The following is a 16329-nucleotide window of genomic DNA, read 5'->3' on the forward strand; positions in this document are numbered from 1 at the left end:
TAGGTACTGCGCATTCGGCGCTGCGCTCATTATGAGTGCCGCGCCACCTGTGACTGCTGCTTGCGCAACTTGCGGGGCTTATGGCCCGTAAAGCTGCGCAAGGCTGCGTCCAGCGGATATTCCGCGGTGAGTCTTGCGCGCAAGGCTCACGACGGGCAACTCCGCCGTGGTTTCTTATTATCTCGCTTAGCGCTTCTTCTTGTTGGCAATGTGGATGGCGCCGCCATTCACTGCCAACGCAGCTTCGTGCAGCGCTTCGGACAGGGTCGGATGGGAGAAGACCATCATGCCCAAGTCCTCGGCACTGGTGCCGAATTCCATGCCGATCGCGCCTTGCTGAACCAGTTCTGCAGCGCTTGGGCCAATCACGTGGACGCCCAATACGCGGTCAGTCTTGGCATCAGCGATGACTTTGACAAAACCACCGGTGTCGTTGGCTGCCATGGCACGGCCAGAAGCGGCAAACGGGAAGGTGCCGACGTTAACTTCAACGCCTTCAGCTTTCAACTGCTGTTCGTTCTTGCCGACCCATGCAATTTCCGGGTGGGTGTAGATAACCGATGGGATCAGGTCGTAGTTCATCTGGGTCTTGTGACCCTTGATGCGCTCGACAACCATGATGCCTTCTTCGGAAGCCTTGTGGGCCAGCATCATGCCACGAACCACGTCGCCAATGGCATAGACGCCAGGCACAGTGGTAGCGCAATGATCGTCAACGTGGATGAAACCACGCTCGTCGATGTTCACGCCGCTGTCGGAAGCCAACAAGTCATTGGTCACTGGGCGGCGACCAACGGCAACGATCAGCTTGTCGAAGGTGATGGTCTGCTCGCCGTCTTTATCGGTGTAGGTCACCACGACTTCTTCGCCGTTGACCTTGGAACCGGTAACACGGGCGCCAAGCTTGATGTCCAGACCTTGTTTGGTCAGGGTTTTCAGCGCTTCCTTGGAGACTGCAGTGTCAGCCGCCAGCAGGAACGTGTCCAGGGCTTCCAGCACGGTGACTTCAGCGCCCAGACGCGACCATACCGAGCCCAGCTCCAGACCGATGACGCCAGCGCCGATCACGCCCAGGCGCTTAGGCACAGCCTGGAATTCCAGGGCGCCGGTCGAATCAACGATCACGTTGTTATCAACAGGAGCAGGCGGAATGTCGATTGGACGCGAACCTGGCGCCAGGATCACGTTTTCGGCTTCGATGACTTCAACCGAACCGTCTGGCTTGGTGACTTCAACTTTCTTGCCGGCCAGCAGCTTGCCGTGGCCTTGAATCGAAGTAACGCCGTTGGCCTTGAACAAGGTCGCAACGCCGGAGGTCAGGCCTTTGACGATGTTGGCTTTACGGCCGACCATTGCTGGTACGTCCATGGTCACGCCAGCATGGTTGATGCCGTGGATCGCGAAGCCGTCTTGGGCTTCGTGGAATTTCCAGGAGCTGTCCAGCAGCGCCTTGGACGGAATGCAACCCACGTTCAGGCAGGTACCGCCCAGCGCCAGTTTGCCTTCCTTGTCGGTGTATTTTTCGATGCAAGCAGTGGAGAGGCCCAGTTGCGCAGCCTTGATGGCGGCAACATAGCCGCCAGGGCCTGCACCAATCACTACAACGTCAAATTTCTGTGTCATGAAATAGATCCTCTATTAGCTTCAAGCGTCAAGCCACAAGCTGCAAGCCAAACTGCGTTTACTTGCAGCTTGCAGCTCGCAACTTGAAGCTGCTCCAATCAAATATCCAGGAGCAGGCGAGCCGGGTCTTCCAGCAGGTTCTTGATGGTCACCAGGAACGTCACGGCTTCTTTACCGTCGATCAGGCGGTGATCGTAAGACAGTGCCAGGTACATCATTGGGCGGATCACGACCTGGCCGTTGATGGCCATCGGACGCTGGATGATGTTGTGCATGCCCAGGATCGCGGCTTGCGGTGGGTTGACGATCGGCGTCGACATCATCGAACCGAAGGTACCACCGTTGGTGATGGTGAAGGTACCGCCGGTCATCTCGTCGATGGTCAGCTTGCCGTCACGGGCTTTCTTGCCGAAGCCAGCGATGCCGCCTTCGATTTCGGCCAGGCTCATCAGCTCGGCGTTACGCAGGACTGGAACCACCAGGCCACGGTCGCTGGAGACGGCAACGCCGATATCTGCGTAGCCGTGGTAAACGATGTCGCCGCCGTCGATGGAAGCGTTGACTGCCGGGAAGCGCTTCAGCGCTTCGGTGGCCGCTTTCACGAAGAACGACATGAAGCCCAGGCGCACGCCGTTGTGGGACTTCTCGAACAGGTCCTTGTACTTCGAACGCAGGGCCATGACTTCGGTCATGTCGACTTCGTTGAAGGTGGTCAGCATCGCCATGTTCGACTGAGCTTCAACCAGGCGCTTGGCCACGGTGGCACGTACGCGAGTCATCGGTACGCGCTTCTCGGTGCGGTCGCCAGCGGCAAACACAGGCGCAGCGGCAGCAGGCACTGCAGCCTTGGCAGGTGCGGCAGCCGGAGCGTTCTTCTTGGCTTCAACTGCGGCAACCACGTCTTCCTTGGTCACACGGCCATCTTTGCCGGTGCCCTTGATGGAAGCCAGGTTGATGCCGTTTTCTTCAGCCAGTTGACGCGCAGCCGGAGCAGCGATTGGATCTTCGCCACCGGCTGCCGGTGCAGCGGCAGGCGCCGAAGCAGCCGGTGCAGCAGCGGCAGGAGCAGGCGCTGCAGCAGCGCTGCCCTCTTCGATCGAGCCCAGTACCTGGTTCGACAGAACGGTAGCGCCCTCTTCAGCAACGATCGCGCCCAGCACGCCGTCAGCTTCGGCCAATACTTCCAGAACGACTTTGTCGGTCTCGATGTCGACGATCAGGTCGTCACGCTTGACGGCCTCGCCTGGTTTCTTGTGCCAAGTGGCAACGGTGCCATCGGCAACCGATTCCGGGAATGACGGGGCTTTGATTTCGATAGCCATTATCTGTAGGTCCTTAAAATTCGGTTTCAGTCAGCGCGAAGGCGTTAAACAGTGAAAGCATCTTGCAGCAGTTTTTCCTGCTGCTCGGCGTGCATCGACGCATAACCACAGGCAGGTGCAGCAGAAGCATCACGACCGGCGTACTCAAGGACCAAGGCCTTGTTGTGGTTGCCGATGCTGCGACGCAGATGATGCTGGCTGCTGTACCAGGCGCCCTGGTTCATCGGTTCTTCCTGACACCACACTACGTTCGTGAGGTTGGTGTAAGGCGCGATGATCTCCATGAGGTCATCTTCCGGGAACGGATAAAGCTGCTCGATACGCACGATGGCGATGTCTTCGCGGCCTTCGGCACGGCGTTTTTCCAGCAGATCGTAGTAGACCTTGCCGCTGCACAGGATCAGGCGAGTGACCTTGGCGGCGTCCAGCGTATCGATCTCTGGAATCACGGTCTGGAACGAACCTTGGGCCAGATCTTCCAGGGTCGAAACGGCCAGTTTGTGACGCAACAGCGACTTCGGCGTCAGCACCACCAGCGGCTTCCGCAGCGGACGGATCACCTGGCGGCGCAGCAAGTGGTAGATCTGGGCCGGGGTCGTCGGCACGCACACCTGAATGTTGTGCTCGGCGCACAGTTGCAGGTAACGCTCCAGACGGGCCGAGGAGTGCTCCGGGCCCTGACCTTCATAACCGTGTGGCAGCAGCATAGTCAGACCGCACAGACGGCCCCACTTGTGCTCGCCGCTGGTGATGAACTGGTCGATAACCACCTGGGCACCGTTGGCGAAGTCGCCGAACTGGGCTTCCCAGATCACCAGCGCGTTCGGCGTGGTGGTCGAGTAACCGTATTCGAACGCCAGTACGGCTTCTTCGGACAGGAACGAATCGTACAGGTCGAAACGTGGCTGGCCTTCGTAAAGGTTCTGCAACGGGATGTAGGTGCCCGCGTCTTTCTGGTTGTGCAATACAGCATGACGGTGCGAGAACGTACCGCGGCCGATGTCCTGGCCGGTCATGCGGATCGGGTGACCTTCGAACGCCAGGGTCGCGTACGCCATGGTTTCGGCGTAACCCCAGTTGATCGGCAGGCCACCGGCTTGCATCTTCTGACGGTCTTCGTAGATCTTCGCAACCTGGCGCTGTACGACGAAGCCTTCGGGAATTTCCAGCAGCTTGGCGGACAGTTCCTGCAACGTCTTCAAATCGAACGAGGTATCGTGACGTGCAGTCCAGGTGTGACCCAGGTATGGGCGCCAGTCAACGAACAGCTCTTTGTTCGGCTCCTTGACCAGGCTTTTCACTACATGCAGGCCGTTGTCCAGCGCGTTGCGGTATTCGTCGACTTTCGCCTGAACACGCGCATCGTCAACCACGCCGGCCTTGGTCAGGCTTTCGGCGTACAGCTCACGGGTAGTGCGCTGCTTGGTGATCTGCTGGTACATCAACGGCTGGGTGCCGCTTGGCTCGTCCGCTTCGTTGTGACCGCGACGGCGGTAGCAAACCAGGTCGATGACCACGTCACGCTTGAACTGCATGCGGTAGTCGACAGCCAGTTGGGTCACGAACAGCACGGCTTCCGGATCATCGCCATTCACATGGAGGATCGGCGCCTGGATCATCTTGGCAACGTCGGTGGCGTATTCGGTGGAGCGCGCATCCAACGGGTTGCTGATGGTGAAGCCCACCTGGTTGTTGATGACGATGTGAACGGTACCGCCGGTCTTGAAGCCGCGAGTCTGCGACATCTGGAACGTTTCCAGGACCACGCCTTGACCGGCAAATGCCGCGTCACCGTGGATGGAAATCGGCAGCACTTTCTCACCGGTGGCGTCGTTACGACGATCCTGGCGAGCACGCACCGAACCCTCGACCACTGGCGAAACGATTTCCAGGTGGGAGGGGTTGAATGCCATGGCCAGGTGAACTTCACCGCCGGTGGTCATCACGTTGGACGAGAAGCCCTGGTGGTATTTAACGTCACCGGAACCCAACTCGACCTTCTTCTTGCCTTCGAACTCGTCGAACAGCTCACGCGGGTTCTTGCCGAAGGTGTTGACCAACACGTTCAGGCGACCACGGTGAGCCATGCCGATCACGATTTCCTTGGTGCCATAGGAACCGGAACGCTGGATCAGCTCGTCGAGCATCGGAATCAGGCTTTCGCCGCCTTCCAGGCCGAAACGCTTGGTGCCTGGGTATTTGGTGCCCAGGTATTTTTCGAGGCCTTCGGCCGCGGTCACACGCTCCAGCAGGTGGCCGCGCACATCGGCGGACAATACCGGACGGCCACGCACGCCTTCCAGGCGGTGCTGGAACCACTGGCGCTGCTCGGAATCAGTGATGTGCGTGAATTCAGCGCCGATGGTGCGGCAATATGTCTGCTGCAACGCTTCGTGAATTTCGCGTAGGCTCGCTTCCTCTTTGCCGATGAACAGGTCGCCGGCACGGAAGGTCGTATCAAGATCGGCATTGGTCAAGCCGTAATGATTGATCGACAGGTCTGCAGGTGCAGGACGCTGCCACAGCCCCAGCGGGTCAAGCTGGGCTGCCTGGTGGCCACGCATACGGTAGGCCTGGATCAGTCGCAGTACTTCAACTTGCTTCTTCTCGTGCTCACTGCTCACGCTGCCGGCGGAAACCGGTTGGGCGCGGCGCTGGTTCTTTGCCAGCAGCACGAACTGATCGCGAATTGTTGCGTGCGATACATCGGTGGCAGCGTTGCCGTCTGAAGACAACGTCTGAAATTTGGTGCGCCATTCTTCTGGCACAGCGTTAGGGTCGTGCAGGTAGAGCTCATAAAGCTCTTCCACATAGGCAGCGTTACCACCTGAAAGATAGCCGCTGTTCCACATGCGCTGCATCACGCTTTCTTGCATGCTTGGTCACCCTCGATTTGGGGACACCACCGGCGAAAACACCGAGTCTGCTTGCAAAAGGCCAAGTGCAGCGACCAAAACAAGCCACTTAGGATCACGCTGATAGTTCGGGTACCAACCCGAATGCCCCTGCTTGTCTCATTTCTTCAAAATAAGAGCCGCGGCTTTGTAAGTCGCTGCTCAAGTTAAAACTACGGCGCCGGTTGAAGCCTGCGCCGTAGCATTTACGGGCACAACGGTCCTGCTTTTACTACAACGTCAGTTACACGCCGCTCTGCAGCAGCATGTTACGGATGTGACCAATGGCCTTAGTCGGGTTCAGGCCTTTAGGACATACGTTGACGCAGTTCATGATCCCGCGGCAGCGGAATACGCTGAACGGGTCATCCAGCGAAGCCAGACGCTCGGACGTCTTGGTGTCGCGGCTGTCTGCCAGGAAGCGGTAGGCTTGCAGCAGCGCAGCTGGACCCAGGAACTTGTCCGGGTTCCACCAGAAGGACGGGCAGGATGTCGAGCAGCAAGCGCACAGGATGCACTCGTACAGGCCATCGAGCTTTTCACGTTCTTCCGGGGACTGCAGACGCTCGATGGCCGGAGCCGGCGTGTCGTTCTGCAGGAACGGCTTAACTTTCTCGTATTGCTTGTAGAAGATGCTCATATCGACGACCAGGTCACGGATAACCGGCAAACCTGGCAGCGGACGAACGATCAGCTTGTTGCCTTTGACCACGGCGGACAGCGGCGTGATGCACGCCAGGCCGTTTTTGCCGTTGATGTTCATGCCGTCGGAACCGCACACACCTTCACGGCAAGAGCGACGATAGGAGAAACCCTCGTCCTGCTCTTTGATCAGTGCCAGTACATCCAGCACCATCAGGTCTTTACCACCGGTATCGACCTGGAATTCCTGCATGAACGGCGCAGCGTCCTGATCAGGGTTGTAGCGATAAACACTGACTTTCAACATGGCAGCCACCCTTAGTAAGTCCGAATCTTCGGTTCAAACGTCGGTACCGTCTTCGGCGAGAAGTTCACGGCACGCTTGGTTACGCGCTTGTCACCCGGGAAGTACAGGGTGTGGCACAACCAGTTTTCGTCGTCGCGATCTTCGAAGTCTTCACGAGCGTGAGCACCACGGGATTCTTTACGAACCTCGGCGGCGATCGCCGTCGCTTCAGCCACTTCCAGCAGGTTTTGCAGTTCAAGGGCTTCGATACGAGCGGTGTTGAACGCCTGGCTCTTATCGTTGATCTTGACGTTGGCGATGCGCTTGCGCAGGTCAGCCAACTGGGCGATGCCCTTCTGCATGTATTCGCCGGTACGGAACACACCGAAGTAGTTCTGCATGCAGCTTTGCAGCTCGCGACGCAGGGTTGCTACGTCTTCGCCATCGGTGCGCTCGTTCAGAGCGTTCAGACGCGCCAGGGCAGCTTCGATGTTGGCGTCGGTGGCGTCATCGTATTCGATGCCGTCAGTCAGCGCTTTTTCCAGGTGCAGGCCGGCCGCGCGACCGAATACCACCAGGTCAAGCAGCGAGTTGCCGCCCAGGCGGTTGGCACCGTGAACCGATACGCAAGCCACTTCGCCTACCGCGAACAGACCATGGATGATCTCGTCCTCGCCTTCGGCGTTCTGGGTGATTGCCTGGCCGTGAATGTTGGTCGGCACGCCGCCCATCATATAGTGGCAAGTTGGAACCACCGGAACCGGAGCAACTACCGGGTCAACGTGGGCAAAGGTCTTGGACAGCTCGCAGATACCAGGCAGGCGGCTGTGCAGCACTTCTTCGCCCAGGTGATCGAGCTTGAGCAGTACGTGGTCGCCATTCGGGCCACAGCCGTTACCGGCGATGATCTCTTTAACCATCGAACGAGCCACAACGTCACGACCCGCCAAGTCTTTGGCGTTCGGAGCATAACGCTCCATGAAACGCTCGCCGTGCTTGTTGATCAGGTAACCACCTTCACCACGGCAACCTTCGGTCACCAGCACACCGGCGCCGGCGATGCCGGTCGGGTGGAACTGCCACATTTCGATGTCTTGTACCGGTACGCCAGCACGCAGGGCCATGCCGACGCCGTCACCGGTGTTGATCAGGGCATTGGTGGTCGACGCGTAGATACGACCTGCACCACCGGTCGCCAGCACAGTAGCCTTGGCGCGGATGTAGGTGGTTTCACCGGTTTCGATGCAGATGGCGATCACACCGACGAACTCGCCTTGTGCGTTCTTGACCAGGTCTACCGCGTAGTACTCGTTCAGGAACGTGGTACCGGCTTTCAGGTTGCCCTGATAAAGGGTGTGCAGCAGCGCGTGACCGGTACGGTCGGACGCAGCGCAGGTACGGGCAGCCTGCCCGCCTTTACCGTAGTCCTTCGACTGGCCGCCGAATGGACGCTGGTAGATACGGCCTTGCTCGGTACGGGAGAACGGCAGACCCATGTGGTCCAGCTCGAACACCGCGGCCGGGCCTTCCTGACACATGTATTCGATAGCGTCCTGGTCACCGATGTAGTCGGAACCCTTGACGGTATCGTACATGTGCCAGCGCCAGTCATCGTTCGGGTCGGCGGAGGCAATGGCGCAGGTGATGCCACCCTGGGCCGATACGGTGTGCGAGCGCGTCGGGAACACCTTGGTGATCACAGCAGTCTTGTGACCGCCCTGGGCCAGCTGCAGCGCAGCGCGCATGCCAGCACCGCCGCCACCAATAATGATGGCGTCGAATGAAATAGTTGGAATGTTAGCCATGAATCAGATACCCCAAAGAATCTGCACACCCCAGACGAAGTAAGCGAACATCGCAACGCCGCATACTGCCTGGAAGAGGAAACGTACTGCAGTCGCGGACTTGCCCAGCGCCATCGGCGTCAGGTAGTCAGTCGCGATGGTCCACATGCCGACCCAGGCGTGAGCGCCCAGGGCTACAAGGGCCAGCAGACTGAAGATTCGCATCGCATTGTGGGAAAACAGGCCGTGCCATTGCTCATAGCCTATGCCCGGGTTTGCGACGAGGTATCCGATCAGGAAAATGAAATAAGCCGCGAGAACGACCGCAGACACACGCTGTGCCATCCAGTCATAGAGGCCCGAACGCGACAGATTCGTTACGCTGGTTACCATATCCAAACTCCTGCCAGAACGATCAGCACCACGGAAATGGCGACGATGATTTTCGAGCCCAGGCGGCCGCCTTCCAGCGTCTCACCGATGCCCATGTCCATGATCAAGTGGCGCACACCGGCTACCAGGTGATACAGAAGAGAGGACAGGAGGCCCCATGCTACGAACTTGGCCAGCGGGCTGGTCAAGCATGCCTTCACCTCGGCGTATCCTTCCTCGGAACCCAGGGATTTGCTCAATGCATAAAGCATGATGCCCAAGCCCAGGAACAGGATGATGCCGGAAACACGGTGCAGGAACGACGTAACGCCGGTGATGGGGAGTTTGATGGTCCTTAGGTCTAGGTTTACAGGTCGTTGGCTATTCACGGCTTTTTTTCACACTGAAGAGCCCCTAACAATCAGGGCAAAGTTGTTGGGGAGTGCGACTGGTCAGGTAAGCACCACCCAGGGAGTGCGACCCCCAATGAAAGCAAGCCCAAAAGCCCTTGGCGGTCGGTGGCCGAGTATAGACAGTTAGGTTACTAATGACAACGCGCACACCTCACCCTAATAGCTGATTGCGCTGGCGGGATAAAAGGCGTAAATGGCAGTCAATTTCGACGAAAAAGTACGGTTAAAGCCTTCTGGCGCAAGACTTTAGGCAAATTGACATCTGGATTTATATCAATATAGTGGTGCGGGCCCTGCGTGGGGGGTCTGTCTGATGATTTGAAGCATAAATAGGAGGCCACATGGCTGACAAAAAAGCGCAGTTGATCATCGAGGGCGCAGCCCCCGTCGAGCTGCCCATTTTAACCGGCACCGTTGGTCCCGATGTTATCGACGTACGGGGCCTGACGGCCACGGGCCGTTTTACTTTCGACCCAGGCTTCATGTCGACCGCTTCCTGCGAGTCGAAGATCACCTATATCGATGGTGACAATGGCATTCTGCTTCATCGCGGCTACCCGATCGAGCAACTGGCTGAAAAGTCGGACTACCTGGAAACCTGCTATCTGCTGCTAAATGGCGAATTGCCAACAGCCGAGCAGAAAGCCCAGTTCGTCAGCACCGTGAAGAACCACACCATGGTTCACGAGCAGTTGAAGACCTTCTTCAACGGCTTCCGTCGCGACGCCCACCCGATGGCCGTCATGTGCGGTGTAGTGGGCGCCCTGTCGGCCTTCTATCACGACTCCCTGGACATCAATAACCCGCAGCATCGCGAAATTTCCGCGATCCGCCTGGTTGCCAAGATGCCTACCCTGGCCGCAATGGTTTACAAGTACTCCATGGGCCAACCCATGATGTACCCGCGCAACGACCTGACGTACGCGGAAAACTTCCTGCACATGATGTTCAACACCCCGTGCGAGATCAAACCGATCAGCCCGGTGCTCGCCAAGGCCATGGACCGGATCTTCATCCTCCACGCCGACCACGAGCAGAACGCCTCCACCTCTACCGTGCGCCTGGCGGGCTCTTCGGGTGCCAACCCGTTCGCCTGTATTGCCGCCGGTATCGCCGCACTGTGGGGCCCTGCCCACGGCGGTGCGAACGAAGCCGTATTGACCATGCTCGATGAAATCGGCGATGTGTCCAACATCGACACCTTCATCGCCAAGGCCAAGGACAAGAACGATCCGTTCAAGTTGATGGGCTTCGGTCACCGGGTCTACAAGAACCGCGACCCGCGCGCTACCGTCATGAAGCAGACCTGCGACGAAGTGTTGAAGGAACTGGGCATCAAGAACGATCCGCAACTCGAACTGGCCATGCGCCTGGAAGAGATCGCCCTGACCGACCCGTACTTCATCGAACGCTCGCTGTACCCGAACGTCGACTTCTACTCGGGGATCATCCTCAAGGCGATCGGCATTCCAACCAGCATGTTCACCGTGATCTTCGCCCTGGCGCGGACCGTGGGCTGGATCTCCCACTGGAAAGAAATGCTCTCCAGCCCGTACAAGATTGGCCGCCCGCGCCAGCTGTACACCGGCTACGAGTCGCGTGACATCACCAAGCTGGAAGACCGCAAGTAAGCATTCAACTGCTTAGCTGCATTGAGAACGGCCTCCCTTAGTGGAGGCCGTTTTTGTTGGTGTGGCCTGATCTACCGTCATCGCAGGCAAGCCAGCTCCCACATTGGACCGCATTCCAACAAAAGGACACGGCCCAGCGTGGGAGCCGGGCTCGCCCGCGATGAGGCCAGCCCAGGCGACACAAAAAAGCCAAGCAAAAAAATACCCCGGCCTTGCGACCGGGGTATCTCTTATGCAGCTGACGACTTAGTGATTAACCGCCCCACTCGCCCCCAGGCCAGTCTGCGAACGCACGAACTGTGGGAAGTACAGCGCACGCTCTTTCTCTGCCGCCGCCGACTTGTCGGTGATGGAGAAGAACCAGATGCCGACGAACGCAATGATCATCGAGAACAGCGCCGGGTACTCGTACGGGAAGATCGCCTTTTCATGGTGCAGGATCGACACCCAGATGGTCGGGCCGAGGATCATCAAGCCCACGGCGCTGATCAAGCCCAGCCAGCCGCCAATCATGGCGCCGCGGGTGGTGAGGTTTTTCCAGTACATGGAAAGCAGCAGCACCGGGAAGTTACAGCTGGCAGCGATGGAGAACGCCAGGCCGACCATGAACGCAATGTTCTGGCTTTCGAACAGGATACCCAGGCCGATGGCCAATACACCCAAGGCTACGGTGGTGATCTTCGACACGCGAATCTCATCTTTCTCGTTGGCTTTGCCTTTCTTGATCACGCTGGCATACAGGTCATGGGACACCGCCGAAGCACCCGCCAGGGTCAAGCCGGCAACCACCGCCAGGATGGTGGCAAACGCCACGGCCGAGATGAAGCCCAGGAAGATACTGCCACCCACCGCGTTGGCCAGGTGCACCGCCGCCATGTTGTTACCACCGAGCAAGGCGCCTGCTGCATCCTTGAACGCCGGGTTGGTGCTGACCAAAAGGATCGCGCCGAAACCGATGATGAAGGTCAGGATATAGAAGTAGCCGATGAAGCCGGTTGCGTACAGCACGCTCTTACGCGCTTCCTTGGCGTCGCTTACCGTGAAGAAGCGCATCAGGATGTGCGGCAGGCCAGCAGTACCAAACATCAGTGCCAGGCCCAGGGAGAATGCCGAGATCGGGTCCTTCACCAGGCCGCCGGGGCTCATGATCGCTTCACCTTTGGGGTGAACCTTGATCGCCTCGGAGAACAGCATATTGAAGTCGAAGTTGACGTGCTTCATCACCATCAGCGCCATGAACGAGGCACCGGACAGCAACAGTACCGCCTTGATGATCTGCACCCAGGTGGTCGCCAACATGCCGCCGAACAGCACGTACAGGCACATCAGGATACCCACCAGGATCACCGCCACATGGTAATCAAGGCCAAACAGCAGCTGGATCAGCTTGCCCGCGCCAACCATCTGCGCGATCAGGTAGAACGCCACCACCACCAGCGAGCCACACGCCGACAGGCTGCGGATCTGGGTTTGCCCCAGGCGATAGGACGCCACGTCGGCAAAGGTGTATTTGCCCAGGTTACGCAAGCGCTCGGCGATCAGGAACAGAATGATCGGCCAGCCCACAAGGAAGCCGATCGAGTAGATCAAGCCGTCGTAACCGGAGGTGAACACCAGCGCGGAAATCCCCAGGAAGGACGCCGCCGACATGTAGTCACCGGCAATCGCCAGACCGTTCTGGAAACCGGTGATCTTGCCGCCCGCCGCATAGTAGTCCGCCGCCGACTTGTTGCGCTTGGACGCCCAATAAGTGATGCACAGGGTGGCGCCGACAAACGCGACGAACATCACAATGGCCGAGACGTTCAGCGGTTGCTTGTGCACTTCACCGGTCAATGCGTCCGCCGCCCAAACGGCCGGAGCCAACAGCGAAGCACCGAATAGAGCCAATAGACGCCGGATCATTGCGCAGCCTCCTTGAGAATCGCATTGTTCAGGTCGTCAAATTCGCCGTTGGCCCGACGCACGTAGATGCCGGTGAGAATGAAGGCCGACACAATCAGCCCGACGCCCAGGGGAATGCCCCAGGTAATCGAGGAACCAGGGCTGATCTTGGCCCCCAGCACTTGTGGCCCGTAGGCAATCAACAGGATGAAAGCGGAGTAAAGCCCTAGCATGATCGCCGAGAGAATCCAGGCGAACCTTTCCCTTTTCCTGACCAGCTCCTTGAAACGCGGGCTGTTTTGAATCGAGAGGTAAATGCTGTCGTTCATTGTTTTTATCCTCGCAGCACAGCTTTTTATTATTTTGGAACGTATCCACTGTATGCGGCTGCGCAATGGGTTCCAGACGACCTTAGTAGTAGATCGAGCTTAGCGAGGATTTGTAAAAAGTGTAGGAGCGAGCTTGCTCGCGAAAAACGTCAACGATAACGCGTTCATTCTGGATGATCGCGGTGCCTGTGCGTTCTTCGCGAGCAAGCTCGCTCCTACAATTGGGGCGGGGTTATTTAGCAGTCCATTCGGCGACGCGCTCGGGGTGCTTGGCTACCCAGTCCTTGGCCGCGGCGTCCGGCTTGGCGCCTTCTTGAATCGCCAGCATGACTTCACCGATTTCATCCTTGGAGGCCCACTGGAATTTCTTCAGGAAAGCTGCGACTTCCGGCGCTTTCTTCTCCAGGCCCTTGCTGCCGATGCTGTTGACGGTTTCAGCAGCACCATAAATCCCTTTTGGGTCGTCCAGGAAACGCAGTTTCCACTTGGCGAACATCCAGTGCGGCACCCAACCGGTGACCGCAATCGACTCCTGCTTGTCTTCGGCGCGGGTCAGTTCGGCAATCATCGCCGCACCCGAGCTGGCTTGCAGTTTGTAGTCCAGGCCATATTGCTTGATGGCTTCGTCGGTCTTGAGCATTACGCCCGAACCGGCGTCGATGCCGACGATCTTGTTTTTGAAGGTGGTATCGGTCTTGAGGTCTTCAATGGACTTGGCCTTGACGTATTCAGGCACGATCAGGCCGATCTTGGCGTCTTTGAAGTTGGGGCCGTAGTCGACCACCTTGTCCTTGTTCTTGGTCCAGTATTCACCGTGGGTTACAGGTAGCCAGGCGGAAAGCATGGCATCGAGCTTGCCGGTGGCGACGCCCTGCCACATGATCCCGGTGGCAACCGCTTGCAGTTTTACGTCGTAGCCGAGCTTTTGCTTGATCACCTCTGCCGCCACATGAGTAGTGGCCACGCTGTCGGACCAGCCGTCCACGTAGCCGATGCTCAGGGTCTTGCTGTCGGCACTGGCCAGTGTGGAGCCCATCGCAACTACCAGAGTGGCAGCTGCGCCCAAGAGTCGTCGCATCTTCATAGTACTTCCCCGAAAGTGCTGCGCCCGACGGATGCCGAGCGACGTCAAACTGTTGTTATAGGGTGCACCGCGCCCCCTTCACGCGCATCGATCCGGTTGCTGAGGCATCAGTGGAGTACTGACAGTTTTATCTTCAACCTGCGTAGGCATTTGCCCTGCTCTGTCAGCGACCTTGGTTGAGCAGGAAACGACATCACATCGCCAGCAGGATGCTTTGTAGGCGTTATCGCCAGAATCCCGCCCGAAGTTTGCATGTCAAAATTATGCAGCCCCACAGGGCTGCGGCAAATCCGGGTAAGATGCGCGCCTTTGCTCCCCCAGATAAGCCGACCATGCCCGCGACTGCCCGCTTCCCTGCCCTGCCCTATTTCTTCGCCTTGATCCTCGGCGTGCTTGCCCTTGTCGGCTACTGGTACGGCCTCGGCCGGCCGGTGGTGTTGCCAGACGTCGCCAGCGCCAGCCATAAGCTGCAATGTGCGTCCTACACACCGTTCGACAAAGACCAATCCCCATTCGATCAACCGTTCGCGCTGCGCCCCGAGCGCATGGACGCCGACCTGGCGCTACTGGCTACGCGCTTTGAATGCATTCGCACCTACTCCATGACCGGCCTGGAGGCCCTGCCGGACATGGCGCGCAAGCATGGGTTGAAAGTGATGGCCGGGGCCTGGGTCAGCAGCGACCCCGTGGCGACCGAAAAAGAGATCAACGAGTTGATCGCGGCGGCCAACGCCAGCCCGGACGTGGTGACCTCGGTGATCGTCGGCAACGAAGCCCTGCTTCGCAAGGAAGTCACCGCCAAGCAACTGGTGGCGCTGATCCATCAGGTTAAAAGCCAGATCAAGCAGCCCGTCACCTATGCCGATGTCTGGGAGTTCTGGTTGCAACACCCGGAAATCGAGCCTGCGGTGGACTTCCTGACCATTCACCTGTTGCCGTATTGGGAAGATGAGCCGTCCGGCATCGACCAGGCGCTCAAGCACGTGGGCGATGTGCGCCAGACCTTCGGCCATAAATTCGCGCCCAAGGACATCGTGATCGGCGAAACCGGCTGGCCCAGCGAAGGCCGGCAGCGCGAAACCGCCGTGCCCAGCCGGGTCAATGAGGCCAGGTTCATGCGCGGCTTCGTGGCCATGGCCGAAGCCAATGGCTGGCGCTACAACCTGATCGAAGCCTTTGACCAGCCGTGGAAACGTGCGAGTGAAGGCGCAGTGGGCGGTTATTGGGGGCTGTTCGATGCAGACCGCCAGGACAAGGGTATCCTCGCCGGCCCGGTGACCAATGTGCCGTACTGGCGGCTGTGGCTGGGCGTCGGCGGGCTCATCCTGCTGGGCACCCTGGTGCTCGGCGGCCGCGTTCGCAGCACTCGCTCTGCGTTAATACTGCCGTTGCTAGGGGCCGTCGCAGCGTGCTCCATCGGCAGTTGGGCCGAACTGACCCGCGTCACTGCGCGTTTCAACGATGAATGGCTATGGGCAGGCTTGCTGGTGGTCTTGAACCTGCTGGTGCTGGCTCATGCCGCCCTGGCCCTCAGCGCCCGGCAAGGCTGGCGTGAGCGCGGGTTCAACTGGCTGGAGCAGCGCGCCGGCTGGTTGATGGCAATCGCCGGGTTTGCCGGTGCGGTGATGATGCTGGCGCTGGTGTTTGACCCGCGCTATCGCAGCTTTCCAAGCGCGGCGCTGATGTTGCCGGCCTTGGTGTACCTGATACGCCCGGTGACCGGGCCACGTCGGGAGATTGCGTTGCTGGCCTTTATCATCGGTACCGGCGTTGCGCCGCAGTTGTACCGTGAAGGGCTGTTGAATCAGCAGGCCTGGGGTTGGGCAGTGGTCAGCGTGCTGATGGTTGCGGCTTTGTGGCGTTGCTTGCGAGTGCGCAAGGCGTAACACCGCTATCGCAGGCAAGCCAGCTCCCACATTTGACCGTGCTCACAGATAGAAATGTGTGAACACAATCAACTGTGGGAGCTGGCTTGCCTGCGATGAGGCCACATCAGGCGCCGCGCGGTTTCCTGACCAACCGCAACCCCGCAATCACCACCGCGAACACCGCAAACGTCGTGTTG

General features: G+C 58.8%; 12 protein-coding genes. 2 read left to right on the forward strand and 10 right to left on the reverse strand.

Features of this window, described 5'->3' with window-relative positions; genetic code table 11:
- Positions 1–186: 186 nt before the first annotated feature.
- From lpdA to sdhC, 7 genes are all read right to left on the reverse strand, one after another.
- Positions 187–1623 carry a dihydrolipoyl dehydrogenase gene (lpdA, locus tag GIV26_RS18755; protein WP_005786578.1) on the reverse strand — a complete coding sequence of 479 codons (1437 nt, stop codon included), beginning with the start codon at positions 1621–1623 and terminating at the stop codon, positions 187–189.
- A 98-nt stretch (positions 1624–1721) separates the two neighbouring features.
- Positions 1722–2945 carry a 2-oxoglutarate dehydrogenase complex dihydrolipoyllysine-residue succinyltransferase gene (gene odhB / locus GIV26_RS18760; RefSeq protein ID WP_236281821.1) on the reverse strand — a complete coding sequence of 408 codons (1224 nt, stop codon included), beginning with the start codon at positions 2943–2945 and terminating at the stop codon, positions 1722–1724.
- A gap of 44 nt (positions 2946–2989) precedes the next feature.
- The gene (locus tag GIV26_RS18765) at positions 2990–5821 is read right to left on the reverse strand and encodes a 2-oxoglutarate dehydrogenase E1 component (protein WP_034127191.1); all 2832 of its coding nucleotides are present in this window, start codon (positions 5819–5821) and stop codon (positions 2990–2992) included.
- Positions 5822–6083: 262 nt separating this feature from the next.
- Positions 6084–6788, reverse strand: a complete 705-nt coding sequence (locus GIV26_RS18770; protein WP_003172807.1) for a succinate dehydrogenase iron-sulfur subunit — start codon at positions 6786–6788, stop codon at positions 6084–6086.
- Positions 6789–6799: 11 nt separating this feature from the next.
- A complete protein-coding gene (sdhA, locus tag GIV26_RS18775; protein WP_010211741.1) occupies positions 6800–8572 on the reverse strand; it encodes a succinate dehydrogenase flavoprotein subunit in 1773 nt (590 codons plus the stop codon).
- Between the two features lie 3 nt (positions 8573–8575).
- Positions 8576–8944, reverse strand: a complete 369-nt coding sequence (gene sdhD / locus GIV26_RS18780) for a succinate dehydrogenase, hydrophobic membrane anchor protein (RefSeq protein ID WP_003172805.1) — start codon at positions 8942–8944, stop codon at positions 8576–8578.
- Complete coding sequence (sdhC, locus tag GIV26_RS18785; protein ID WP_014717729.1) at positions 8938–9312, reverse strand: succinate dehydrogenase, cytochrome b556 subunit; 375 nt, start codon at positions 9310–9312, stop codon at positions 8938–8940. Before sdhC ends, sdhD begins: the two co-directional genes overlap by 7 nt.
- A 365-nt stretch (positions 9313–9677) precedes the next feature.
- Between sdhC and gltA the strand changes: the two genes are divergently transcribed.
- Positions 9678–10967 (forward strand): citrate synthase, encoded by a 1290-nt coding sequence (gene gltA / locus GIV26_RS18790; protein WP_014717728.1) that lies wholly within the window; start codon positions 9678–9680, stop codon positions 10965–10967.
- Between the two features lie 246 nt (positions 10968–11213).
- Here the strand turns inward: gltA and GIV26_RS18795 are convergent, their stop codons facing one another.
- From GIV26_RS18795 to GIV26_RS18805, 3 genes are all read right to left on the reverse strand, one after another.
- The gene (locus GIV26_RS18795) at positions 11214–12872 is read right to left on the reverse strand and encodes a cation acetate symporter (RefSeq protein ID WP_032892639.1); all 1659 of its coding nucleotides are present in this window, start codon (positions 12870–12872) and stop codon (positions 11214–11216) included.
- A complete protein-coding gene (locus GIV26_RS18800; protein ID WP_003190001.1) occupies positions 12869–13180 on the reverse strand; it encodes a DUF485 domain-containing protein in 312 nt (103 codons plus the stop codon). Before GIV26_RS18800 ends, GIV26_RS18795 begins: the two co-directional genes overlap by 4 nt.
- Positions 13181–13412: 232 nt before the next feature.
- Positions 13413–14264, reverse strand: a complete 852-nt coding sequence (locus GIV26_RS18805; protein WP_003233255.1) for a glycine betaine ABC transporter substrate-binding protein — start codon at positions 14262–14264, stop codon at positions 13413–13415.
- A 332-nt stretch (positions 14265–14596) separates the two neighbouring features.
- Between GIV26_RS18805 and GIV26_RS18810 the strand changes: the two genes are divergently transcribed.
- A complete protein-coding gene (locus GIV26_RS18810) occupies positions 14597–16150 on the forward strand; it encodes a glycoside hydrolase family 17 protein (protein WP_236281824.1) in 1554 nt (517 codons plus the stop codon).
- The last annotated feature ends 179 nt before the right edge of the window (positions 16151–16329 follow it).

The sequence above is a fragment of the Pseudomonas sp. PA-1-3F genome (genome assembly GCF_021609665.1).
In the GTDB taxonomy this organism is placed as follows: domain Bacteria; phylum Pseudomonadota; class Gammaproteobacteria; order Pseudomonadales; family Pseudomonadaceae; genus Aquipseudomonas; species Aquipseudomonas paracarnis.

Bases quoted from the DNA above. Each gene is read 5' to 3' on its own strand.
- GIV26_RS18795 (WP_032892639.1), bottom strand. From the start codon at position 12,872: ATGATCCGGCGTCTATTGGCTCTATTCGGTGCTTCGCTGTTGGCTCCG.
- gltA (WP_014717728.1), top strand. From the start codon at position 9,678: ATGGCTGACAAAAAAGCGCAGTTGATCATCGAGGGCGCAGCCCCCGTC.
- lpdA (WP_005786578.1), bottom strand. From the start codon at position 1,623: ATGACACAGAAATTTGACGTTGTAGTGATTGGTGCAGGCCCTGGCGGC.
- sdhD (WP_003172805.1), bottom strand. From the start codon at position 8,944: ATGGTAACCAGCGTAACGAATCTGTCGCGTTCGGGCCTCTATGACTGG.
- odhB (WP_236281821.1), bottom strand. From the start codon at position 2,945: ATGGCTATCGAAATCAAAGCCCCGTCATTCCCGGAATCGGTTGCCGAT.
- GIV26_RS18765 (WP_034127191.1), bottom strand. From the start codon at position 5,821: ATGCAAGAAAGCGTGATGCAGCGCATGTGGAACAGCGGCTATCTTTCA.
- GIV26_RS18800 (WP_003190001.1), bottom strand. From the start codon at position 13,180: ATGAACGACAGCATTTACCTCTCGATTCAAAACAGCCCGCGTTTCAAG.
- GIV26_RS18810 (WP_236281824.1), top strand. From the start codon at position 14,597: ATGCCCGCGACTGCCCGCTTCCCTGCCCTGCCCTATTTCTTCGCCTTG.
- sdhA (WP_010211741.1), bottom strand. From the start codon at position 8,572: ATGGCTAACATTCCAACTATTTCATTCGACGCCATCATTATTGGTGGC.
- GIV26_RS18770 (WP_003172807.1), bottom strand. From the start codon at position 6,788: ATGTTGAAAGTCAGTGTTTATCGCTACAACCCTGATCAGGACGCTGCG.
- GIV26_RS18805 (WP_003233255.1), bottom strand. From the start codon at position 14,264: ATGAAGATGCGACGACTCTTGGGCGCAGCTGCCACTCTGGTAGTTGCG.